This is a genomic window from Avibacterium volantium (genome assembly GCF_049366555.1).
Lineage (GTDB): Bacteria > Pseudomonadota > Gammaproteobacteria > Enterobacterales > Pasteurellaceae > Avibacterium > Avibacterium volantium_A.
On record NZ_JBMMGT010000005.1, the window covers coordinates 65,297 to 89,532 of the forward strand.

The 24,236-nt window shown below is 42.5% G+C and carries 21 protein-coding genes and 3 tRNA genes; 6 read left to right on the forward strand and 18 right to left on the reverse strand.

Translation table 11 applies throughout. The annotated features are described in order from the left end of the window. The first annotated feature begins 86 nt into the window (after positions 1-86). Positions 87-767 (forward strand): nicotinamide riboside transporter PnuC, encoded by a 681-nt coding sequence (gene pnuC, locus ACLS0A_RS02375; protein ID WP_115248800.1) that lies wholly within the window; start codon positions 87-89, stop codon positions 765-767. Positions 768-864: 97 nt separating this feature from the next. Here the strand turns inward: pnuC and glpQ are convergent, their stop codons facing one another. After that, entirely contained in the window at positions 865-1,962 is a 1,098-nt protein-coding gene (glpQ, locus tag ACLS0A_RS02380; protein WP_416082256.1) for a glycerophosphodiester phosphodiesterase, read from the reverse strand. Positions 1,963-2,055: 93 nt separating this feature from the next. Further along, positions 2,056-3,501, reverse strand: a complete 1,446-nt coding sequence (gene glpT, locus ACLS0A_RS02385) for a glycerol-3-phosphate transporter (RefSeq protein ID WP_416082257.1) — start codon at positions 3,499-3,501, stop codon at positions 2,056-2,058. Positions 3,502-3,785: 284 nt separating this feature from the next. Here glpT and glpA point away from each other — a divergent pair, with 284 nt between their 5' ends. The 3 genes from glpA to glpC are packed head-to-tail and all read left to right on the forward strand — an operon-like array spanning position 3,786 to position 8,027. Then, on the forward strand, positions 3,786-5,477 hold the full coding sequence (gene glpA, locus ACLS0A_RS02390; protein ID WP_416082258.1) for an anaerobic glycerol-3-phosphate dehydrogenase subunit A: 1,692 nt from the start codon (positions 3,786-3,788) through the stop codon (positions 5,475-5,477). Continuing rightward, complete coding sequence (glpB, locus tag ACLS0A_RS02395; RefSeq protein ID WP_416082259.1) at positions 5,467-6,759, forward strand: glycerol-3-phosphate dehydrogenase subunit GlpB; 1,293 nt, start codon at positions 5,467-5,469, stop codon at positions 6,757-6,759. Before glpA ends, glpB begins: the two co-directional genes overlap by 11 nt. Continuing rightward, a complete protein-coding gene (gene glpC / locus ACLS0A_RS02400; RefSeq protein WP_416082260.1) occupies positions 6,759-8,027 on the forward strand; it encodes an anaerobic glycerol-3-phosphate dehydrogenase subunit GlpC in 1,269 nt (422 codons plus the stop codon). The genes glpB and glpC overlap by 1 nt, the downstream gene beginning before the upstream one ends. Positions 8,028-8,070: 43 nt before the next feature. On the opposite strand, the gene ACLS0A_RS02405 is transcribed toward glpC, so the two are convergent. Both ACLS0A_RS02405 and ACLS0A_RS02410 read right to left on the reverse strand, forming a co-directional pair. Continuing rightward, entirely contained in the window at positions 8,071-8,829 is a 759-nt protein-coding gene (locus ACLS0A_RS02405) for a DeoR/GlpR family transcriptional regulator (RefSeq protein ID WP_103854240.1), read from the reverse strand. 27 nt (positions 8,830-8,856) lie between these two features. Beyond that, entirely contained in the window at positions 8,857-9,720 is an 864-nt protein-coding gene (locus tag ACLS0A_RS02410; RefSeq protein WP_416082261.1) for a rhomboid family intramembrane serine protease, read from the reverse strand. Between the two features lie 43 nt (positions 9,721-9,763). On the opposite strand from ACLS0A_RS02410, the gene ACLS0A_RS02415 reads away from it, so the two are divergent. Continuing rightward, entirely contained in the window at positions 9,764-10,084 is a 321-nt protein-coding gene (locus ACLS0A_RS02415) for a DUF5389 domain-containing protein (RefSeq protein WP_416082262.1), read from the forward strand. A 139-nt stretch (positions 10,085-10,223) separates the two neighbouring features. Here the strand turns inward: ACLS0A_RS02415 and purT are convergent, their stop codons facing one another. The 5 genes from purT to ACLS0A_RS02440 all read right to left on the reverse strand — a co-directional run bounded on the left by purT (position 10,224) and on the right by ACLS0A_RS02440 (position 13,973). Continuing rightward, on the reverse strand, positions 10,224-11,405 hold the full coding sequence (purT, locus tag ACLS0A_RS02420) for a formate-dependent phosphoribosylglycinamide formyltransferase (protein WP_416082263.1): 1,182 nt from the start codon (positions 11,403-11,405) through the stop codon (positions 10,224-10,226). A 26-nt stretch (positions 11,406-11,431) separates the two neighbouring features. Further along, a complete protein-coding gene (gene luxS, locus ACLS0A_RS02425) occupies positions 11,432-11,938 on the reverse strand; it encodes an S-ribosylhomocysteine lyase (RefSeq protein ID WP_103854243.1) in 507 nt (168 codons plus the stop codon). 375 nt (positions 11,939-12,313) lie between these two features. Further along, a complete protein-coding gene (locus ACLS0A_RS02430; protein WP_103855834.1) occupies positions 12,314-12,769 on the reverse strand; it encodes a YqaA family protein in 456 nt (151 codons plus the stop codon). After that, positions 12,762-13,370, reverse strand: coding sequence for a sugar O-acetyltransferase (locus tag ACLS0A_RS02435; RefSeq protein ID WP_265755212.1), 609 nt, complete (start codon positions 13,368-13,370; stop codon positions 12,762-12,764). Before ACLS0A_RS02435 ends, ACLS0A_RS02430 begins: the two co-directional genes overlap by 8 nt. Next, the gene (locus ACLS0A_RS02440) at positions 13,371-13,973 is read right to left on the reverse strand and encodes a beta-phosphoglucomutase family hydrolase (RefSeq protein WP_416082264.1); all 603 of its coding nucleotides are present in this window, start codon (positions 13,971-13,973) and stop codon (positions 13,371-13,373) included. Between the two features lie 156 nt (positions 13,974-14,129). On the opposite strand from ACLS0A_RS02440, the gene ACLS0A_RS02445 reads away from it, so the two are divergent. Further along, positions 14,130-14,501: a hypothetical protein gene (locus ACLS0A_RS02445; RefSeq protein ID WP_126373563.1), complete on the forward strand. Its 372-nt coding sequence runs from the start codon at positions 14,130-14,132 to the stop codon at positions 14,499-14,501. 79 nt (positions 14,502-14,580) lie between these two features. Here ACLS0A_RS02445 and ACLS0A_RS02450 read toward each other — a convergent pair. The 9 genes from ACLS0A_RS02450 to ACLS0A_RS02490 all read right to left on the reverse strand — a co-directional run bounded on the left by ACLS0A_RS02450 (position 14,581) and on the right by ACLS0A_RS02490 (position 24,226). Continuing rightward, positions 14,581-14,657 (reverse strand) — tRNA-Arg (locus ACLS0A_RS02450). 62 nt (positions 14,658-14,719) lie between these two features. Further along, positions 14,720-14,796: transfer RNA gene (locus ACLS0A_RS02455), tRNA-Arg, on the reverse strand. A gap of 10 nt (positions 14,797-14,806) precedes the next feature. Beyond that, a tRNA-Ser gene (locus ACLS0A_RS02460) sits at positions 14,807-14,896 on the reverse strand. A gap of 111 nt (positions 14,897-15,007) precedes the next feature. Then, positions 15,008-17,020: a DNA helicase Rep gene (gene rep / locus ACLS0A_RS02465; protein ID WP_416082265.1), complete on the reverse strand. Its 2,013-nt coding sequence runs from the start codon at positions 17,018-17,020 to the stop codon at positions 15,008-15,010. Beyond that, positions 17,017-17,238, reverse strand: a complete 222-nt coding sequence (locus tag ACLS0A_RS02470) for a YceK/YidQ family lipoprotein (protein ID WP_103854250.1) — start codon at positions 17,236-17,238, stop codon at positions 17,017-17,019. The genes rep and ACLS0A_RS02470 overlap by 4 nt, the downstream gene beginning before the upstream one ends. Positions 17,239-17,364: 126 nt before the next feature. Beyond that, a complete protein-coding gene (locus ACLS0A_RS02475; RefSeq protein ID WP_416082266.1) occupies positions 17,365-17,778 on the reverse strand; it encodes a DUF2251 domain-containing protein in 414 nt (137 codons plus the stop codon). Positions 17,779-17,847: 69 nt separating this feature from the next. Continuing rightward, positions 17,848-19,149: a phosphopyruvate hydratase gene (eno, locus tag ACLS0A_RS02480; protein WP_103855589.1), complete on the reverse strand. Its 1,302-nt coding sequence runs from the start codon at positions 19,147-19,149 to the stop codon at positions 17,848-17,850. Positions 19,150-19,264: 115 nt separating this feature from the next. Then, positions 19,265-20,896, reverse strand: coding sequence for a glutamine hydrolyzing CTP synthase (pyrG, locus tag ACLS0A_RS02485; protein ID WP_416082267.1), 1,632 nt, complete (start codon positions 20,894-20,896; stop codon positions 19,265-19,267). Positions 20,897-21,127: 231 nt separating this feature from the next. Further along, positions 21,128-24,226, reverse strand: coding sequence for an efflux RND transporter permease subunit (locus tag ACLS0A_RS02490; protein WP_423105255.1), 3,099 nt, complete (start codon positions 24,224-24,226; stop codon positions 21,128-21,130). Positions 24,227-24,236: the final 10 nt, after the last annotated feature.

Sequence of the window (24,236 nt, forward strand, 5' to 3'; positions counted from 1 at the left end):
AAAGAAAAATGTAGCCTATCCTTGACTTTTAAAAAGTGCGGTGCAAAAATCGCAAGGTTTTTATTTCACTTATTAAGGATAATGCTATGCGTTTTTCTCAAACTCTTAAAAATGAATTTTTTGGCGGCTGGAAACCTTTTGAAGTTGTCTGGCTTTTCTTATTTATTGCTGCACAGCTTTACGCCTATGCACAATCGCCTGTGTCTTGGTTAGAAGCGCTCGCAGGGATTTCAGGTATCTTATGCGTAGTGTTTGTGGGCAAAGGAAAAATCAGTAACTATTTCTTCGGTTTGATTTTTGCTTATAGCTATTTCTATGTGTCGTTAGACAACAAATTTTATGGCGAAATGACCACGACCCTTTATGTTTATATTCCTGCGCAATTTATCGGTTATTTCTTATGGAAAGAAAATATGCGTAACAGCGCAGAACAAAGCGAAACGGTAATCGCTAAATTCTTGACTGTAAAAGGTTGGGTCACCCTAATCAGCCTTGTGGTACTGGGTTCTATTGCCTTTATCAGCATTTTAAAAACAACTGACGGCAATTCTATCGGCTTAGATGGCGTCACCACCGTTCTGGTTATTGCAGCACAATTATTGATGATTTTGCGTTATAGCGAACAGTGGATCTTATGGATTATCATCAATATCCTTTCTATCATTCTCTGGGCTGACACTCCAGCAATGTATTTAATGTTCGGGGCTTATTTGCTTAACTCATTATACGGCTATTACAACTGGTCGAAGTTAGCGAAAAATTCGTAAAAAATGACCGCACTTTAAAAATAAAAACTTGGCATAATTGCCAAGTTTTTTGTTTTTCAGTAACAGTTAAAGTTTTACTTTTCTATAAAAATTCTTTCTATTTATCTTTCCCCAAAAACTCCACCGCAGTATCCGGGAAATCGGTGAAAATACCTGTTGCGCCAGCTTGGTTTAATAAGGCATCGTACATTTGGTTTACGTTAGTAAAAAATGCAGGTAAGGCATCTTTGCGTACGGTGTAAGGGTGTAGTTCCATATTGTATTTTTTCAATTCTTGCACAAGTGGGGTGTAAACCACTTTGTCTTTTGTGGATTGATCTTTATCTATCAACATATACCAACCTGGCCCTACGCCGTCTGCATATTTTGCTACTTCTGCCATTGCGCCATCTTTGAACATCCAACCATAATCATAGTTTACCCATTCGCCTTGCGGATTTTTTTCTTCCGTTTCGTGCCAATCGGTGTAGGCGATAAGCTGGACTAATTTGAGATCCATTCCTAGACTCGGCATTAGCTCAGTTTTGATGCGTTTAAGTTCATTAAAGTCAAAGGTTTGCAAATAAACGCGATCGGATTTTTGCGTATAACCATATTTTTTCAGCACTTCCAAGGTCGCTTTGGCAATATCTTTCCCTTCTTTATGATGTAGCCAAGGGGCTTTGATTTCGGGGTAAATGCCGATTTTTTTGCCTGTGGATTTTTCTAGTCCTTGGATAAATTCGATTTCATCTTCAAAGGTGTGAATTTTGAAATGGGATTTCCACATTGGGAATCGATCAGGGTAAACCTGTACCTGTTTACCATCTACCACTTTGAAATTTTCGGTCATATTAAGCGATTGGATCTCCGCAAGGGTGAAATCCACCACATAATAACGTCCATCTGAGCGTTTACGATCGGGGAATTTTTTCGCCACGTCAGTCAGCCCGTCTAAAAAATGATCGTGGATCACGATTAAATGATCGTCTTTCGTCATCGCTAAATCTTGTTCTAAATAATCCGCTTTTTGTCCAAAGGCAAGGGCTTTACTTTCTAGTGTATGCTCAGGCAAATAGCCACTTGCTCCGCGGTGAGCGATAACAAGTTTTTCATTATTGTTCATTGTCGGCATTGCATTTGCTGATTGCACACAAGTAAATGCCAAGGTGGATAAGGCAACAACTTGGGCTAATTTTTTTAATTTGAATGTCATAAAAACTCCTTTTAGTAAAGTGCGGTGCTTTTTCACCGAATTTTTATCAATAAAAAAGGAAGGGCATTGCTGCACTTCCTTTCTGATTATTCACTATTTACCGTAGTGATCGCTTAATGTAGCTTTATGTTTTGCTTCTTGAATGGTTACGATTAAGAGTAATAATACAGCTAAGATGCCGCCGGTGATCATTACATAGAAACCACCGTCCCAACCGTAGTATTCCGCAGCCCAACCTACAACGGCTGAAGCGGAAACGGTACCACCGAGATAACCAAATAAGCCTGTGAAACCTGCAGCTGTACCTGCCGCTTTTTTCGGTGCAAGTTCAAGAGCGTGTAAACCAATTAACATTACTGGACCATAAATTAAGAAACCGATAGTGGTCATTAAGATAAAGTCAGTTAATTGATACGGATTTTGATACCACGCTTTGCCTGCATATTGCGCAAGTTCAGATTCTGGTGTTGCTGGGTTTAACCATAATGCTACTACCGCAATGGTGGTTAAGATCATAAAGATGAAACCCGTTAAACCACGTTTGCCTTTAAATAGGTGATCCGATACCCAACCACAGATAAGCGTTCCCGGAATCGCCGCTAATTCATAAATGGTGTATGCCCACGCCGTACCTTTGATATTGAAGTGTTTTACTTCGCCCAAATACACTGGCGACCATTTTAATACGCCATAACGAATGAGATAAACGAACACGTTAGCAATGGCGATGTACCATAACAATTTGTTTTTCAATACATAAGTAACGAAAATATCTTTGGTGCTGAGATCGTTTTCGTAGGTTTTTTCGTTGTAATCATCTGGGTAATCATTACGCCATTTTTCAATGGCAGGTAAACCACAAGATTGAGGCGTATCTTTCATTACTAAGAATACTGGAATGGCCGCAATCATTGCCGCAATACCCGGATAGTAAAGTGCTTGTTGCCATACATCTTTTGCAGTGGCTTGCACGCCGTGCTCACTGAAATAAATCGCACTGGCTAATAGCACCATTGCGCCCGGCACCATTCCCCCTAGATTGTGCGCGGTATTCCAGATAGAGACGATTGTTCCGCGTTCATTTTTCGACCACCAGTGTACCATTGTACGTCCGCACGGCGGCCACCCCATACCTTGGAACCAACCATTAAGGAAGATCATCACAAACATCACTAAAATGCCTGATGTCGCCCAAGGCATTAAGCCCATTAGGGTCATACATAAACCTGAAAGCAACAAACCACAAGGTAAGAAAACTTTCGGATTTGAGCGGTCAGAAATGGTTGCCATAAAGAATTTTGACAAACCATAAGCTAAACCTGCCCCAGTCCCGATAATACCCAGTTCAGCTTTGTTATAAAGCCCTGCTTCAATTAACCCTTTTTGTGCTAAATCGAAATTGGCACGCACGAAATAATACGCGGCGTAACCAAAGAAGATCCCTGCAAACACTTGCCAACGTAAGCGTTTATAAGTGGAATCAATTTTCTCTTTTGGCAGCTCCGCAATATGGGGAGCTGGTTTAAACGGTCCAAACATAGAAATTCTCCAAGTTGTTATTTTTTATAGATGAAAGACGTTCTTTTACGAACATTTCCAACATATCATAGCGAGAAAATAAAAAACGAAAAGCAGATAAAGTTTAAGATGTGATGTTTATCACAAAAAAATAACAAAAACTTTTCAATGACGGATAAATAGTGATCTACCTCACATAATTTAATACAAATTCGCTCATTTTATTTTCTAAAACGAACATTTATCGTATGATAGAGCTATTAATCTTATCTTTTTATTTACAAATTTGACGTGGGGGAAAAGCGATGAAAAAATCACCGCACTTTTATCAAAATGCACAGGACTTTTCGCCTATTAATACAGACGTAATCATCATTGGCGGCGGAGCAACGGGGGCAGGTATTGCACGAGATTGTGCATTACGCGGTATTGATTGCGTGTTATTAGAACGCCGCGATATTGCCACAGGGGCAACGGGGCGTAATCACGGACTGTTGCACAGTGGCGCCCGTTATGCGGTGAATGATGAAGAATCTGCGCGCGAATGTATTCAAGAAAATCTCATTTTAAAAAATATCGCTCGTCATTGTATTGAAGATACCAAAGGGCTGTTCATCACCTTACCCGAAGATGATTTGGCGTATCAAAAAACCTTTCTCACCGCTTGTGATAAGGCAGGTATTGAAGCGGTGGCAGTTGAGCCTGATCTTGCTCGCCGTTTAGAACCGTCGGTTAATCCCGATTTAGTCGGGGCGGTGGTTGTGCCTGACGGTGCTATCGATCCGTTTCGCTTAACCGCGGCAAATATGCTTGATGCAAGTGAAAATGGGGCGAAAATTTTTACCTATTGCGAAGTAAAAGGGCTAATCCGCGAGGGTGATCGTGTGATTGGAACAAAAGTTTACGATCATAAAAATAAAGTAGAACGTTTGTTTTTTGCTCCTGTTGTGGTGAATGCTGGCGGAATTTGGGGGCAAGGCATTGCCGAATATGCGGATCTTAAAATCCGAATGTTCCCAGCCAAAGGGGCGCTGTTAATTATGGGGCATCGCATTAATAATTTGGTGATTAACCGCTGTCGCAAGCCTGCCGATGCGGATATTCTCGTGCCGGGGGATACCATTTGTGTGATCGGCACAACCTCGAGCCGTATTCCTTATGAGCAAATTGATAATATGGTGGTAACGCCTGAAGAAGTGGATATTTTATTCCGTGAAGGGGAAAAACTCGCCCCTTCCCTACGTCATACCCGCGTGCTGCGTGCTTATGCAGGGGTACGCCCACTGGTTGCTACTGATGATGATCCCTCAGGGCGAAATGTGAGCCGTGGCATTGTGTTGCTCGATCACGCTGAGCGTGATGGCTTGGAAGGTTTCGTAACCATTACAGGTGGCAAATTAATGACCTATCGCCTAATGGCGGAATGGGCAACAGATTTGGTGTGCAAAAAACTCAATAAATCCGCCACTTGCACCACCGCGAGCCAACCTTTACCCGGTTCAGGCGTAACACAAGAAGAAACCTACAAACAAATTATTTCACTGCCAACACCGATTAAAATTTCTACGGTATATCGCCACGGCCAGCGCGCCACCAAATTGCTCGATCAAGAACGCTTAGATCGTTCCTTGGTTTGTGAATGTGAAGCGGTGAGCGCAGGGGAAATTCGTTATGCCGTTGATGAACTCAAGGTGAATAATTTGGTAGATTTACGCCGCCGTACCCGTGTAGGAATGGGAACCTGCCAAGCGGAACTTTGCGCCTGTCGTGCAGCAGGCTTAATGGCACGTTTTAATGTTGCCACACCACGCCAATCCACTACTCAACTGGCTTCTTTTATGGAAGAACGTTGGCGCGGCATTCAGCCTATTGCGTGGGGAGAGGCGGTGCGCGAAGCAGAATTTACCAGCTGGATTTATTACAGTTTACTTGGTTTAAATGATGTTAAACCGCTTGATGAACAAGCCACACAGGGGACAGATAGCAATGAAATTTGATGTAATTATTATCGGCGGTGGCTTAGCAGGCTTAACCTGCGCCATTGCGCTGCAACAACAAGGCAAACAGTGCGCCATTGTCAATAATGGGCAAGCGGCAATGGATTTTTCCTCTGGCTCGTTAGATTTACTTAGTCAGCTACCAAACGGAAGTGCGGTGGAAAATTTCGCCGAAATTTACTCGCACTTTGCTAAGCTGCTGCCGCATCACCCTTATACATTATTAGGCAAAGAACAGGTACTCGCCAAGGCCGAACGCTTTGAGCAATTAGCCCAATCGCTCAATTTGGATCTGATTGGCTCACATAAAGAAAATCATTTCCGTGTTACCCCACTGGGTGGCTTGCGCCGTACTTGGTTATCTGCCAACAGCGTGCCAACTTTGCCGTTATCACAAACGGAATTTCCCCATAAACGCATTGCGCTGCTAGGCATTGAAGGCTATCACGATTTCCAACCACAATTATTAGCGGATAACTTAAAACAAAATCCGCAATTTGCCCATTGTGATGTGAGTATTGGCTATTTGCACATTCCACAATTAGACCAACTTCGCAACAACGCACGGGAATTTCGTAGCGTCAATATTTCCCAAGTACTGGAGCATAAACTGGCGTTCGGCGATTTGGTGCGAGAGATCCAACAAGCCGCAGGAAACGCAAGTGCGGTGTTTTTACCCGCCTGTTTTGGAATGAGCGACAATCATTTCTTCAACAGCCTCAAACAGGCGACAGGGCTAAATTTATTTGAACTACCAACACTACCGCCTTCTTTACTGGGAATGCGTCAGCGAAAAGCCCTGCGAGATCATTTTGAAAAGTTGGGCGGTGTAATGCTCAATGGCGACAAAGCGTTGCGGGCGAATATTGAGGATCACCAAGTGAAAGCCCTTTACACGCAATTACATCAAGATGATGCACTTTATGCTGAGCATTTTGTGCTGGCTTCGGGGCATTATTTTAGCTCGGGGATTGTGGCGGAATTTGAGCGGGTTCTCGAGCCTATTTTTGATCTCGATATTATCGGCAACGGCGATTTTGACAATGGCAACCGACTTTCTTGGACAAGAGATCGCTTTTCCGCTCCGCAACCTTATCAAAGTGCGGGGGTAAAAATTAATGAAAAATGCCAAGTGCAAAAGTGCGGTGAGATTTTAGCGAATTTATACGCTATCGGCTCAGTGATTGGCGGTTACAATAATTTAGAACTCGGTTGTAGCTCGGGCGTAGCAGTGGTTACCGCACTCACCGTAGCAGAACAGATTCTTGCAGGGGGCAAATAATGAACATTCAACAATTAATTGAAAACGCAAAACAAAACGCTACCTTGCCACCTAGCCACCAATATGTGGATAACAGTTTTGAGAGCTGCATAAAATGTACGGCTTGCACGGCGGTTTGCCCTGTATCAAAACAAAACCCACTCTACCCCGGCCCAAAACAAGCTGGCCCAGATGGGGAACGTTTTCGCCTAAAAAGTGCCGCCTTTTATGATGAAGCACTGAAATATTGCACCAACTGCAAACGCTGTGAAGTGGCTTGCCCTTCTGATGTAAAAATTGGAGATTTGATCGTTCGCGCGCGTAATAACCATTTGAAAGAGCAGAAAAAATCGCTGATTCATAAATTACGTGATGCGGTGCTAAGTAACACCGATATTATGGGCAAACTCAACACGCCTTTTGCCCCAGTGGTAAACACCATTACCGGCTTGAAAGCCACAAAATTCCTACTGGAAAAAACCTTACAAGTCAGCCAGCATCGCAGCCTGCCGAAATATTCCTTCGGCTCATTCCGTCAATGGTATAAAAATAATGCCCTTGAGCGTCAGCGTTATTACAAAGACAAAGTGGCGTACTATCACGGTTGTTATGTGAATTATAATAATCCACAACTCGGTAAAGATTTAATCAAGGTTTTCAACGCCTTAGATATTGGCGTAATGTTGCTAGAAAAAGAAAAATGTTGCGGCTTGCCATTAAGCGTGAACGGATTTCCAAAACGTGCTAGACAACTTGCCGAATTCAACCTTGCTCAGCTAGAAAATACCATTATTAATCAAGAGCTTGATGTAATTGGCACCTCTTCTAGCTGTACAATGAATTTGCGTGATGAATATCATCATATTTTAGGTATGGATAACGCCAAAGTGCGTCCGCATATCAATATTGTAACCAAATATTTATATCAGCTATTCCAACGCCAAAATTCACCGCAGTTTAAATCAATGGCGTTAAAAGTGGCGTATCACACCGCCTGCCACGTTGATAAAGCAGGTTGGGCGCCTTATACGCTTTCGCTACTGAAACTGATTCCTGATTTAGAGGTGGTAATGCTACCAAGCCAATGCTGCGGTATTGCTGGCACTTACGGCTTTAAAGCTGAAAACTATGAAGTTTCTCAAGCCATTGGCAAAACCTTGTTTGAGCATATTGAAGAAGGCCAATTTGATTTTGTGATTTCAGAGTGCGAAACCTGCAAATGGCAAATTGATATGTCCACCAGCCTAACCTGCCTGCATCCAATCACGTTGTTGGCGAAGGCGATTTAATCTTCGCACCTATTATAAAAAATTGGGCAAATTGCCCAATTTTTTATTCACAAATATGCACTAACGTATTACTTGCTTCTAACAGCTGAATAATGCTCTCTGACGGTGGGGTATCGGTAAACAAATGGCTCAGCTCGGTGAGTGATCCCAAACATACCATTGCGCGGCGGTTAAACTTGGAATGATCCGTTGCCAAAATAGTGCTGCGCGAGCTTTCCATAATCGCACGTTTTACTTGCACTTCGTGATAATCATAGTCCAACAATGTGCCATCGCTATCAATGGCGCTAATGCCGAGAATACCAAAATCTAAGCGGAATTGTTTGATAAATGCCACTGTGGCTTCACCAATAATGCCGCCATCTTGACGTAGCGATCCACCCGCCATAGTGATGTCAAAACTTTTATTTTGCATCAGAATATAAGCAGCGTTCAGGTTGTTGGTCACAATACGTAAATTTTTGTGATTTAACAAGGCATTCGCCACCGCTTCTGGGGTTGTGCCAATGTCCATAAATAACGATGAACCATTGGGAATAATTTTCGCTACTTCTTCGGCAATGCGTCTTTTTTCTGTTGAAAAGAAGTGCTTACGTTCCACATAATCAGAATTTTCTGATGTGGAAGGGGAAGCCGCGCCACCATGATGACGGCTGATTAAATTATTTTCTGCCAGTTCATTCAAATCACGGCGAATGGTCTGTGGACTGACCCCAAGCAGGCTAACTAAATCTTCCGTGCTTAAATAACCATTTTGTTTCACTAGCGAAATGATCTTTTTATGACGAAGGGATTGTTTCATTGCTTCTTCCTGATGTTGTGTTTATTTTTAAATTGTTTTTTGTGGCTTGGCAAACAAGATTTTTACCCCAGCTAATACAACGCCCGTTAATAAGCCCGTGATGTGCGCGGTGTTTCCCATAGAAACGCCAATCAAGGGGCTAACAAAACCAAAGGCGATACCAACAAGAAGCATTGTAAAAAAGCCTTGCGGTAAATGAAAGGGGTGCTGACGACTAAATTTATCCAATACCAGAACATAACCTAGCACCGCATACACCACACCAGATAAGCCAAAAAATGCAGGCCCTGATGCCATATTTTGCGCAAAACCACTAATAAACGCAGAAAGCAGATACAATAGCACCAGCATTGCTGTGCCAAATTTCTGTTCAATTTTCCCAGCAAAAATCCACCACCACACTAAATTAAAAGTAATGTGCCAAGGGGAAAGGTGAACAAGGCTATGCGTGAAATAGCGCCAAAGTTCGGATTGTTCCGCATGGCTCTCTGGATAATGGGTAGCTAGCAAAATATCTTGGTTAAAACCAAGTAGCTGAAAAAGATAAATAATCAGACAAAGTGCGGTTAAAAAAACAGTAAATTTTTGTTGTTTCCACTGGGAAAACTGAGGAAATTTCCACCGCACTTTGTCTTCATCAACTTGTTCAAGTTTGCCCGTTTCCCAGCTGGCTTGTTGATACATCGCATCAAAAGGACGGCGCAGAAATTCATCGCGTTCTTGCTCTATTTGGCTTAATAATGGGCAATCTTCTGCCACATACACCGCAAGCATAATGCCATATTTTGTTTGCTCCTCTCTAACTTCAAGTGGGACTTGATATTTCTGTGCAATGTAATCACGAAAGTAAAAAGCAAAATTACTGATTTCACTACCAAATAGACGCTTCATTTGTTATATTCTTTTCTCCTGAAAAATTGAATAAATGATTGATATGAACAAACAAAAAATGCCCACTGGCTTTAGCCCTTTCACTTGGGCGCTCGCTATTTTTTGCCTGCCTATTTTGCTTTGGCCCTTGGCACTACTTATCTCGCCAAATTTACTGAAAAACCCCAGTTTAACTGATTTGCAAACTACGTTGATGTCGATTTTTTTCTGGGTTTATCCTTTTATTTTAGGCATTAGCGCAAGAATACTTTACCTCATTCATCAACGCAATGCCCAACAAGGCAAAGCCTTGCTTATCCTAAGTGCGGTGATTTTTTACGGCATTTTAGGCTATGTGGCAATGGTAGGGTTTCGGGTTGCATAGGCGTTAATTGTTTACGCATTTTTTGCCATTGCTTCATTTCTGCTTCGGAACAATTCTGCGTGCTCTAAAACCCACACGCATTCTCCACCGCACTTTATTCTTAAATAGGTAAGAAAGGCGAACCCTGTTCGCCTACTCGTTATAAAATAATTTCTAGTTCATTGTAAGCACATTGCACTTTTTTCAAGGCTTTTTCCACACTTTCATCGCGAGCTAGCACCACCCCCATTCGTCGATGGCCTTGAACTTCCCCCTTACCAAATAAACGAATATCCGTATTGGGTTCAGCCAACACTTTTTCTAAACCCGCAAATTGTACTTGGCTGGAATGCCCTTCAACCACAATGGCTTTAGATGCCGCTGGGCTAATAAGATTAATTTGTGGAATGGGCAAACCTAAAATCGCACGAGCGTGCAAGGCAAACTCAGACAGCTCTTGCGAGATAAGGGTAACCATTCCTGTATCGTGCGGACGCGGTGAAACTTCATTAAAAATAACATCGTCCCCCGCCACAAACATTTCTACGCCAAAAATCCCACGTCCGCCAAGTGCGGTAGTAATTTTCTCCGCAATTTGCTGCGCTTTGGCTAATGCCGCCGCTGGCATTGCTTGTGGCTGCCAAGATTCACGATAATCGCCATTTTCTTGACGATGACCAATCGGCGCAAGGAATGAAGTGCCACCAATATGGCGAACAGTAAGCAAGGTGATTTCATAATCAAATTTGACAAAACCTTCCACAATCACACGCCCAGCTCCCGCGCGCCCACCTTGTTGGGCATAATCCCAAGCGGCTTGTAGCTGATCAAACGATTTCACGATACTTTGTCCGTGTCCTGAAGAAGACATAATCGGCTTCACCACACAAGGAACGCCAATTTTTTCCACCGCACTTTGAAAATCTGCAAAATTATCCACAAATTGATAAGGCGAAGTAGGCAGCCCTAATTCTTCTGCCGCCAAACGGCGAATACCTTCGCGATTCATTGTTAAGCGTGTGGCTTTCGCCGTAGGAACAACATTAAAGCCCGCTTGCTCTAATTCCACCAAAGTTTCTGTGGCAATCGCCTCTACTTCTGGCACGATATAATCAGGCTGTTCTTTTTCAACCAAGGCTTTCAACGCCTCGCCATCAAGCATTGAAATGGTATAAGCACGGTGCGCCACTTGCTGCGCTGGCGCATTTTCATAACGATCCACCGCAATCACTTCCACACCTAAGCGTTGCAATTCAATTACCACTTCTTTACCCAGCTCACCAGAACCTAACATCATCACTTTGGTGGCTTTTGGTGTCAGTGCAGTCCCTAATGTTGTCATTGTGTTTTCCTTCTATCAGTGAGAATTTACTGTGCTAACAAACTTTCATCGAGTAGCAAATCTTCATTTTTGTTTACGCCTACGCCGCGTTCAAGAATGTGTTGCGCGATTTGATGGGCTTCGGGCAAGGAATGTTCGGTGTAAGTGCCGCATTGATATTCGTTTAATTCGGGAATCTCTTTTTGATCTTGCACTTGTAAAATATCTTTCATTGAAGCGAGCCACGCCTGCGCCACTTGTTGTTCATTTGGTGTGCCAATGAGGGACATATAAAATCCTGTCCGGCAACCCATTGGTGAAATATCAATAATTTCTACATTTTCGCTGTTTAAGTGATCGCGCATAAAGCCAGCGAAAAGGTGTTCTAAGGTGTGAATGCCCTTTGGTGGCAGAATTTCTTTGTTTGGGATACAAAAACGCAAATCGAAAATCGTAATATCATCGCCTTTTGGGGTACGCATTGTTTTGGCAACACGCACTGCGGGCGCGTTCATTTTGGTATGATCCACTTTAAAGCTATCGAGTAATGGCATAATTTTTCCTTTTCCTGAATAAAATGTAAATTTTTGTAAAAAAAATTCAACTTATCGTGAACTTTTCTGTTATTATTCGGTCTGACAGTATAGCAACTTGCAGTTGTTTTAATAAATTTGATTCCTTAAGTTATTTTTGCCACTCTTTATGAGTGGCTTTTTCTTTCCTTGATCAGCTAAAACGCCTTGCTCCACACCAATCTAGTATAAGCAAAGTGCAAAAAGCGAACAACCTGATTTATTTTTTGTAATTTTTTGTAAATTTTCTTAAATTTATGTTAGTATAGCGTTCCACAACAAATAGCAACTTGCAGTTGTTTAATAAAAATTGGTTCCTTAGGTTATTCGCCACCTTTCGAGGTGGCATTTTTTTACTTAAATTTGGCTAATTAATAATAACAACGTATAACGAAACAATTTCCCAATCATTATTAATAATAATGATTTCAACCAGTTAAAACGCAACCAGCCTGCCATTGCGCAAAAGGCATCGCCCACAATGGGCAGCCAGCTTAATAATAATGTCCAAATGCCATACCTCTGAATGTTGTTCAATGCCCAGCTGCGCTGCAGATTTTTTTGTTCTAATTTGGGAAACCAACGTCCAATCATATAAGTGGTCATTCCACCTAATGTATTACCAAGTACGGCAGCAACAAGCAATTCAAAAAGATCAATAGAGAAAACCGCGCCAATAAAAGGTGCGGTGAGAAAAAGGAAAATAATTTCCGAATTGCCGGGCAATACCGTGGCACTAAGAAAGGCGCTGCTAAACATTAGCCATAGACTATTTTGCGATCCCAATAGCCCATCAGTCAGCCAATCAAGCATAGTCTGCCATATATTTGTTAATATAATTTAGCCTATCTTGCTCGGTAATTTGGCGAATCACTTTGGCAGGATTGCCCACCACAAGGCTATTAGCAGGAATATCTTTGCTCACTACTGAACCGGCGCCAATCACCACGTTATCGCCGATGGTTACGCCACCTAAGATAATGGCATTTCCCCCAATCCACACATTATTGCCAATGGTGATCGGCAGCGCCTGTTCCCAATCTTGGCTGCGTAATTCCGCATCAAGGGGGTGGCCTACGGTATAAAGGCTCACATTCGGCGCGAGCATCACATTATCACCGATGGTGATGCCACCGTTATCCAACATTGTGCAATTATAGTTGGCAAAAAAGTTTTCGCCCACTTCAATAAAACAGCCGTAATCGCAAAAAAACGGTGCGTTAATATGGGGTTCATTTTTGCATTTGCCTAAAATTTGCTGAATTAGCACCGCTCTTTTTTCTGTTTCAGAAGGGCAAATTTGCGTATTGTATTGAAAAAGGCGCTTTTTATTTTCAATGCGAAGTTGCGCTAATTCCGGATCATTCGGTTTATGTGCCAGCCCTGCGAGCATTTTTTGCTTATTGGATAACATTTAATTGCCCTTAATCAGCTGATTGATACGCACATCAAACACGTCCATACCTGCTGCAAGCCCTGCTTTCACGCCAAGATCCGCATCTTCAAACACCACGCAACGTTGTGGATTCACTTTGATTAATTCCGCGCAACGCAAAAATGTATCGGGTTCTGGCTTGTGCTTTGCCACATCTTCTGCGGTAACCACGGCATCAAAATAAGCGTGTAAATCAAATTTATCGAGTAATAAATTGGTCACATTGCGGTGCGAGCCTGTTCCCAGCGCCAAAGGTTTTTGTCCAGCAAATTTCTTTACCACCTGCGCCGCTGGCAACAAGGTGGAATGCTGCATAATTAATTCAATTCCATATTGGCGTTTTAATTGGATTACTTCATCAAACAATTCCATTGGCATTGCAGCTTTTTTCATCATTTGCTCAGCAATCACTTTCACTGGCGCGCCACCCAATTGGTAAATCATCTCGCCATTTAAAGGATAACCTAAGGTTTCGCCCACTTTATCCCACGCTTTTTTATGGCTTGGCATTGTGTCGATGACAGTGCCATCCATATCAAAAATTAAGCCGTCATAATCGGCAAAAAACTCGAAATCCGTCATTCATTACTACCTTTTTTAAAATTTCCTGTATTTTGCTACAAATTTGTGATCCCTGCACTGTTTTATTTAATGAGATTTCGGTAAAGTTAAGCGTAAATAAAATTTATCGCAAAAAATCACCGCACTTTCTAACCTGAAAATGATGTCGAGGTGGCAATGAGGCTGCAACAGCAATTAACGTTTTTATTACAACGAAAATTGATCGATGAAGAAATCGTGCAATGGATGTTGCATATCCGAGATCATTTGCACACACAGTGGCACGCTGATGTGGAAAGCCCGCAAGTTTTTATGCTGTTTAATCATTTTGCAATGGCGTTAGGGCGAATTAAACGCGGTTATGCCGCCCACCCTTTAGCCCAAGAAATACTGGCTGAAATGCAAAGTGCGGTGGTTTTTCCACAAGTTTTTCAGCGTCATATCGAGCTAATGCAGCTTATTCCCCTTGCTATTCCTGATAGTGAACAAACGCATTTTATGGCAAATATTTATGCGCTGTCATTAAGCCAGCCACAGATTCTAGATTAAAAAATAATAGAAAATAAACAAAAGTAATAGAACTGTTTGGAAATAATAGTGAAAGAATATAAGAGGAATTAAAGTAGGATGGCGCACCCGAAAGGATTCGAACCTTTGACCGCTCGGTTCGTAGCCGAGTACTCTATCCAGCTGAGCTACGGGTGCGTATTTGAATGTTACTTACCAATCATTTAATCATTTTAATTTTGTTGTAGAGTTCAACAAAATGGCGCACCCGAGAGGATTCGAACCTCTGACCGCTCGGTTCGTAGCCGAGTACTCTATCCAGCTGAGCTACGGGTGCCCTGAGTAAATGGCGGTGAGAGAGGGATTCGAACCCTCGATAGAGTTTCCCCTATACACCCTTAGCAGGGGTGCGCCTTCAGCCTCTCGGCCATCTCACCGCAATCGGTTTGTGGGCGGTATAATACGGATTGCCCTCACATAAGTCAAACGATTTTTTGAAAATAATCGTTTGTTTGAATGATTTATCTACAACGAAGAATAAATATCAACTAACCTTTCAAAATCGCTCGTAAATTAGCAAGATTTTTCTTTGTTTGACTTTGTTTTTCTTCTGTGGTCATTGCTGGTTTGTCTTTTTCCCATTGCACATCATCTGGCGGTAATTCCTCTAAAAAGCGGCTGGGCGTTGGTTTAAAAATTTCGCCAAATTGTCGCCGCTCTTTACACAGGGAAAAGGTCAGCGTTTGTTGCGCGCGTGTAATGCCAACATAAGCTAAACGGCGCTCTTCCTCCACATTGTCTTCATCAATGCTGGTTTGATGTGGCAGGATATTTTCTTCCATTCCCACTAAGAAAACGTGGGGAAATTCCAGCCCTTTTGACGCGTGCAGCGTCATCAGTTGCACCTGATCGCTTTCATCATCTTCTTCTCCACGTTCTAACATATCACGCAAAGTTAAGCGCGCGACTACTTGGTTGAGTGTCATTGGCTCATTAAACTCATCGCCTTTGAGCATTTCTGCTACCCATTGGAATAAGGTCGCCACATTTTTACTTTGCACTTCCGCCATTCTTGGTGAAGTAGCGGTTTCGTAAAGATATTCTTCGTAATGCAATTGGCTCAACATTCGGCGAATAGCGTCTTCAGGCTCAGCACGCAAAATTTCATCATTGAGTTCCACAATCCAGCGAGCAAAATGCTGTAAAGCGTTATAGGCTTTTGGGGTAACACGTTGAATTAACTCAAAATCAAAAATCGCTTCAAATAAACTAATATGTTTTTCCGATGCCAACGAACCGAGCTTTTCAAGGGTTGCCGTGCCGATTTCTCGCTTTGGTGTATTAATGATGCGTAACAGCGCGGCATCATCATCTTGATTCACCAACACGCGCAGATACGCCATCATATCTTTAATTTCTGCCCTTGAGAAAAAAGATGTGCCACCCGAAATTTTATAAGGAATACGGTTTTGCATTAGCACTTTTTCAAACAAGCGCGATTGGTGGTTGCCACGATACAAAATGGCGTAATCACGGTATTTGGTTTTGCGCATAAAGCGATGGGCGATAAGTTCCCCCACCACGCGCTCGGCTTCGTGTTCTTCATTTTTTGCTTCGATCACCTGCAATTTTTCCCCTTCGCCTAAGGTGGAAAATAATTTTTTGTCAAAAACGTGATCGTTATTGGCAATCAAAATATTGGCGCAATGCAAAATGCGTCCTGTGGAACGGTAATTCTGCTCAAGTTTAATCACTTCTAGTTGCTGAAAATCATTTTTCAGGCGCGCCATATTTTGCGGTTTTGCCCCACGCCAAGAATAGATAGACTGATCATCATCACCCACTACGGTAAATCGCGCCGCTTCGCCCACCAACAATTTGATTAATTCATATTGACTGGTGTTGGTGTCTTGATATTCATCCACCAGCAAATAGCGAATTTTTGCCTGCCATTTTGACCGCACTTCTGCATTTGCACGTAACAACAAGGTTGGCTGCATAATTAAATCATCAAAATCTAGCGCATTATAAGCACGCAACTGCGTGGCATAACGTTGATAGCATTGCGCAAAGGTCTGCTCTTGCGGATCTCGTGCGGTGGCAAGGGCTTGCGCAGGCAAAATAAGATCATTTTTCCAACGCGAAATCCGCGTCATCAAGGCTTTCAACAGATCTTTATCTTCTTGTAACAGATCTTTGGTTAATTCTTTCAATAACGCAATTTGATCGGAATCATCAAACAACGTAATGGCCGATTTTAGCCCTAAATGCTTATGTTCGCGCTTTACAATGTCGAAACCAAGGGTGTGGAAAGTAGAGATCGTCAAGCCACGGCTTTGCTCTTTGCCGATGGAATGCGCCACCCGCTCTTTCATTTCGCGTGCGGCTTTATTGGTAAAGGTAACTGCGGCAATATGCTTGGCGGAATAGCCACAATTTGCGATCAAATGGGCAATTTTATTAATGATTACCCGGGTTTTGCCCGAGCCTGCGCCCGCCAAAACCAAGCAGGGGCCAGACACATAATGAACGGCTTGTTGTTGCTGTGCGTTTAATTTCATTTTGATTCTTCCGCCCACGCATAGGGCAATAATGCGGTGTCTAATAAAAAAGATAACGGCAAATCTAAAATTGGCAGCCCCCACTTTTGGGTCATTTCCCAATCGTATTTCGTGCCAGCATAACTTTCATAAGGTTCGGTAGGATCAACCAATTTTACCACCGTGCCACAACCGCTTAATAATAAAAGTGCGGTGGAAATTATCGCTATTTTTTTCATAATCAATGAGGTAAAAAATTTCGCGCATTATAGGGAATAGAACGTAAGAAATAAAATAGAAATTATCAAAATAGCTGTGTAAGCTGTGGTTTTTAATTGAGTTTAACTCAATTAATATACCCAAACCTATCTCATCAGCCATTGATTAACAAGCTCTTGTGTGGTTTCTTTGTGCACCCACATACTTTCAAAGTTTGGCTCAGGATATTTGCTGTGGTTGTAGCCGACAAATTGGTGAAAATCGAACACGGCGTGCGGGTAACCATTAATCAGTAAAAAGGCTTGGTAACCATTTTCTGACCAACAAATTTGTAGATCTCGCGGCTCAGCTAAAGAATTTTTATCAATATCACTCACTGCATACACAAAAAGGCTATCCACAACAGGCTGTGCTTTTTGGTGAAGATCAAGGGCATAAAAATAGCCTGTTTCGCCATCATCTTCAAAAATCACCAGTAAATGTTCGTGCTGTGGTGAATGTGCGCCACAACGGTATTTTTCACCAATTTTTAGCTTTTCATCAAGGACGGAATAAAGCATTGTTTCTCCTATTTTTAGGTAGTAAAAAGCCACCGAGAACTCGGTGGCTTAAGCGAATCAGGCAATAAATTACGCTTGACCTTTAACCGCTTTTAATCCTAAGAATGGCGCTTTGTCGCCTAATGCTTCTTCGATACGGATTAATTGGTTGTATTTCGCAATACGGTCAGAACGGCTCATTGAACCTGTTTTGATTTGGCCTGCTGCTGTACCCACCGCTAAATCTGCGATAGTTGCATCTTCAGTTTCACCAGAACGGTGAGAGATTACTGCAGTATAACCTGCATCTTTCGCCATTTTGATTGCTGCTAAAGTTTCAGTTAATGAACCGATTTGGTTGAATTTAATTAAGATTGAATTTGCGATACCGCGTTCAATCCCTTCTTTTAAGATTTTGGTGTTAGTTACGAATAAATCATCACCCACTAATTGAACTTTGTCGCCCAACACTTTAGTTTGGTAAGCGAAGCCTTCCCAGTCTGATTCATCTTGACCATCTTCGATAGAAACGATTGGGTATTCTTTGCAAAGCTCTTCAAGGTAGTGTGTGAATTCTTGAGAAGTGAATGATTTACCTTCACCTTTCATTTCGTACATACCATTTTCTTTGTTGTAGAACTCAGATGATGCACAGTCCATTGCAAGGGTAACATCTTTACCTAATACATAGCCTGCTTTTTCTACCGCTTCTTTGATACAAGCAAGGGCTGCTGCATTTGATTCTAAGTTTGGAGCGAAACCACCTTCATCGCCCACCGCAGTGCTTAAACCTTTAGATTTTAATACTTTAGCAAGGTTATGGAACACTTCAGCACCAATGCGTAGTGCTTCTTTTAACGTTTTTGCACCTACTGGTTGAATCATAAATTCTTGGATATCCACGTTGTTATCTGCGTGTTCACCACCGTTGATGATGTTCATCATTGGTAATGGCATTGAGTAAACGCCTGGAGTACCGTTAAGTTCTGCGATCCACGCGTAAAGTGGCAAGCCTTTAGAAGCGGCGGCTGCTTTGGCGTTAGCAAGAGAAACCGCTAAAATTGCGTTTGCACCGAATTTAGATTTGTTTTCCGTGCCGTCTAAGTCGATCATAATTTGGTCGATTTCAGCTTGGTTAGTGGCATCTTTACCCACTAAAGCTTGTGCGATTGGGCCATTTACCGCGTCAACTGCTTTTAATACACCTTTACCTAAGAAACGAGATTTATCGCCATCGCGTAATTCTAACGCTTCGCGAGAACCTGTTGATGCACCAGATGGCGCAGCTGCAAGACCTACAAAACCACCTTCAAGGTGAACTTCTGCTTCCACAGTTGGGTTACCGCGAGAGTCGATGATTTCACGACCAATAATTTTAACGATTTTCGCCATTTTATTTTCCTCTTTTAAGTTCAAAATGAATTCTTGAAAAATCGGGCTTATAGTAAAGCGTTTTTCCGAATTTGTCTTGTTAAAAATAATGCTTATTTGATCCAAACACTACTTTTTAACTATTTTTCTGATGTTCTCTTGCCGCCTTCACAAAACCTTCAAACAATGGGTGTCCATCGCGTGGGGTTGACGTAAACTCAGGGTGGAATTGACAAGCCACAAACCAAGGGTGCTCAGGCACTTCAATAATTTCCACCAGTTTTTTATCCGCCGATAATCCGGTGACTTTTAAACCCGCTTTTTCAATTTGTGGCAGTAGAGTATTGTTTACTTCGTAACGATGACGATGACGCTCTTCAATGGTTTCTGCACCATAGAGTTCACGCGCACGACTACCTTCGGCGAGATGACATTGTTGCGCGCCTAAACGCATTGTGCCACCAAGATCAGATTGATCGTTACGGGTTTCAATATTGCCTTCCGCATCTTGCCATTCGGTAATCAAACCAACCACAGGCTGTTTGCAGTCTTTATCAAACTCTGTGGAATTGGCTTCTGTTAATCCCGCTTTATGGCGTGCGTATTCAATTAACGCCACTTGCATTCCTAAACAAATCCCTAAGTAAGGAATGTTGTTCTCACGGGCATATTGCGCGGTGCGAATTTTGCCTTCTACGCCACGATAACCAAAACCACCTGGTACTAAAATACCGTCTAAGCCTTTTAGTACATCGGTGCCTTTGGTTTCGACATCTTCGGAATCAATGTATTTGATATTCACATTCAAACGGTTTTTCAAGCCACCGTGTTTGAGCGCTTCGTTCACTGATTTATAGGCATCAGGCAATTCCGTATATTTGCCCACCATACCAATGGTTACTTCACCCGTTGGGTTGGCTTGTTGATAAAGCACTTGTTCCCATTCGCTTAAATCCGCTTCAGGACAATCTAAATGGAAACGCTGACAAATAAATTCATCTAAGCCTTGCGATTTCAATAAGGCTGGAATTTGATAAATAGAGTTCACGTCTTTTAACGAAATCACCGCACGCTCTGGCACATTACAGAATAAGGCGATTTTGGCGCGCTCATTCGGTGGAACCATACGATCAGAACGGCAAATTAACACATCTGGCTGAATACCAATAGATAGCAATTCTTTCACCGAGTGTTGCGTTGGTTTGGTTTTTACTTCCCCTGCGGTTGGAATATAAGGCACAAGGGTTAAGTGCATAAAGATCGTGCGCTCACGTCCCACTTGCACCGCAAGCTGACGCAAGGCTTCTAAGAAAGGCAAGGATTCAATATCCCCCACTGTGCCGCCCACTTCGACAATCGCGACATCGTGGCCAGCAGCACCGTCAATCACACGGGCTTTAATTTCGTTGGTGATATGTGGGATCACTTGAATGGTCGCACCAAGATAATCACCACGGCGCTCTTTGCGTAACACTTCAGAATAAATTTTACCGGTGGTGAAATTGTTGCGTTTAGTCATTTTGGTGCGAATAAAACGCTCATAATGCCCTAAGTCAAGATCGGTTTCTGCTCCGTCTTGGGTCACAAACACTTCGCCGTGTTGGGTTGGACTCATTGTGCCGGGATCTACATTAATATAAGGATCCAGCTTCATAATGGTTACATTCAAACCACGGGCTTCTAAAATTGCCGCAAGAGATGCCGCAGCAATACCTTTACCTAGGGAAGAAACAACACCGCCCGTTACAAAAATATAATTGGTAGCCATAATCGAACCTAATTTGTTGAGATGAAAGTTGATAATCATTGTAATAAGACGGGACGTTAGTTTACAGCAAAGGGCAATTTAACTCAATCATTGAGGCAGATTTTTTATTTTTAAAGTGCGGTGGTTTTTTCTCAGATTTTTATAAATATTTCAAAAAATCTCACCGCACTTGTGCTAGTGTCCGACAATAAAAAAGCTACCCGAAGGTAGCTTTTGATTTTTAATGCTTAATTAATGCTGTGCATTATTTTCTAATGCAGGCTGATTTTCATCAAACTCTGGCAATGGTTTGTGTTCGCTTGCGATGTAAGTATAAATTACTGGCAAGATGAACAGGGTAAATAGCGTACCAATTGCCAACCCTGCTACGATCACAATCCCGATACTAAAGCGAGAAACCGCACCTGCACCTGTGGCGTAGAGCAATGGAATTAAGCCTGCGATCATTGCGGCGGTAGTCATCAAAATTGGACGTAAACGCACCGTGGCGGCGGCCATAATCGCTTCGCGGCGGTTTTTGTGGTGATAAAGCTGTTCTTCTTTTGCCACTTCACACATTAAGATACCGTGTTTGGTAATTAAGCCCACTAAGGTGATAAGCCCCACTTGAGAATAAATGTTCAAGGTTGCGCCTGCCACACCAAGCAAGCTGAATAAATTCAAGGCAAGTAATGCGCCACTCACGGCAAGCGGTACGGAAATCATAATCACCAATGGATCACGGATAGATTCAAATTGAATCGCTAGCACTAAGAAAATGATAATCACCGCAAGAGCAAAGGTTACCGCTAAAGCATTCCCTTCTTGTACTAACTGACGGGCTTCTCCTTTGAAATCGTAATTATAGCCTTGTGGCAAATCCTGATTCGCGGTGTCTTGTAACCATTTCACCACATCACCAATACTGGTGGTTGGTGACGGCACAGCGCCGATAATCGCCGAATTTAACTGGCTAAAGCGCGGTAATGAACTTGGTTGTGATTCAAGGGTTACAGTTAAGAAACTGCTTAACGGCACAGATTCACCATTGCTTGCTTTCACAAAGTAGTTATCCATACTTTCTGGTGCAAGGCGATCTTTACGTTTTACTTGCGAGATCACTTTATACGCACGGCCATCAATGTCCACACGGGTGATGGTGGCGGCAGAAAGATAGCTACCTAACGTCTGGCTAATTTGTTGCATTGATACGCCGTAAGTTCCCGCTTTTTCTTTATCAATGGTGATTTTCATTTGTGCAGTGTCAAATTTCAACGCTAAAGTCGTGTACACAAATTGTCCAGAGTTTTTCATTTTATCAAGAAAAGCGCCTGCCACTTCAGCTAATTCTTTATAATCTTTCGCCGTGCTAATCACAAAACTCACTGGCGGGCCTTGTTCCCCAGTTTCAATTTCTGGGAAGGCAAAGCCACTCACTGAAATTTCTGGAATCGCTTGCGCTTTTTTGTTTAGCTCAGCTAATACTTCACTTTGTTTTCGGCTACGCTCTTTCCAATCTTTCAAGGTAACTACGTTAAGTGATTGGTTAGAGGCTGGCGCACCCGAAATAACCATAGAAAAGGCAACTTCATCAGTATTTTTTAAGATCTCTTCATAGCCTTTCATTACCCCTTGTACATAATCCACATTGACATTTGCCGGCGCTGTACCCAAGGCAAGGAATGCACCTTTATCTTCCGCAGGGGTTAATTCACTAGAAAGAGAATTAAACAACATTGGCAAAGTGGCAAAAATCACTACGGCAAAGGCTAGCACGAATTTACGGCTATTCATCACGATACCAAGCACATATTCATAAGTGCGGGTCAATTTTCCTAAGGTATTTTCAATACGTTGCTCAAGTTTTGATGGCTCGGTATGCGGTTTGAGTAATTTACTACTCATCATTGGCGAAAGGGTTAATGCCACAATCCCTGAAATAAATACCGCACCTGCAAGAGTGAGGGCGAATTCTTTAAACAATGAACCAGTGATCCCACTCATTAATGCCATTGGGGAATACACTGCAATCAAGGCGATAGTCATTGAAATAACTGGCGTTGCAATTTCTCTTGTACCGATGATTGCTGCACGGAACGGAGTTTCACCCAGTTTGATATGGCGATCCACATTTTCTAGCACCACAATGGCATCGTCCACCACCAAGCCGATAGCCAAAATTAAGGCCAGCAAGGTCATCAAGTTGATGGAGAAATCAAAGGCTTGCAGCATCATTATTACCCCGATCAAGGAAATCGGAATGGTAATAACGGGGATCAAAATCGCACGGAATGAACCAATAAATAGCGTGATCACCACCAATACGATAATGGTTGCTTCTAAAATGGTTTTTACCACTTCATCAATGGAGCTGTTAATCGCAATGGTGCGGTCGTAAAGAATGTCCGTTTCAATGCTATCTGGCAAATTGCGTTTAATGCTTTCGTATAACGGACGAATATTTTCTGCCACCGTTAATGGGTTTGCCGTTGAGGCAGGATCAATGGCTAACACCACAGAATCCGAACCATTAGCCACCGCACGACTGTCATCGCTTTCTTTGTTTAATTCCACATCGGCAATATCACGCAAGCGCACCAGATTATCGCCTTTTGAATACACGATCAGATTTTGCAACTGCTCTACAGTTTTGGTGGTGGTTTCCACTTTGTTTTTATACACCGTGAAATAACCGTTATCATTCCCCGCTGCCGTTTGCACGTTATTTGCTGATAACGCCGCCATAACTTCTGGTGCGGAAAGGTTTTGCGATGCCATTTTTTGCGGATCTAACCAAATGCGCATTGCATATTGTGATGCCCCGAAAATTGACACTTTTGCCACCCCTTCTACGGTAAAGAACTGCGGTTTCACCACACGTTCAATATAGTCGGTAACTTGGCTTGCATCTAACTTGTTGGAACGGAAACTGATGTACATAATCCCCGATCCCCCAGTGGAGGAAGTAATCGCAGGGTCATCAATACCACTTGGCAAAGCAGAACGCACCGAGTTCACCTTCGCTAACACATCAGCTAGCGCGGCGTTTGGATCGGTGTTCAGTTTCATTTTTACCGTAATCGAAGACACATTTGGACGGCTTTCAGAGGACATATAATCAATATTATCCGCCTGCGCCACTGCTTCTTCTAATTTTGACGTAATAAAGGCTTGGATCAGATTGGCATCTGCCCCAGGGTAAGTAGTGGTAACATTAATTACCGTGGTGGTCATTTTAGGATATTCACGCACCGTCAATTTCGAAATGGCTTGCAGACCTAAAATCACAATCAGCAAGCTAATCGAAACCGCTAAAATGGGGCGACGAATAAATATATCTGTAAATTTCATTCGCTATTTC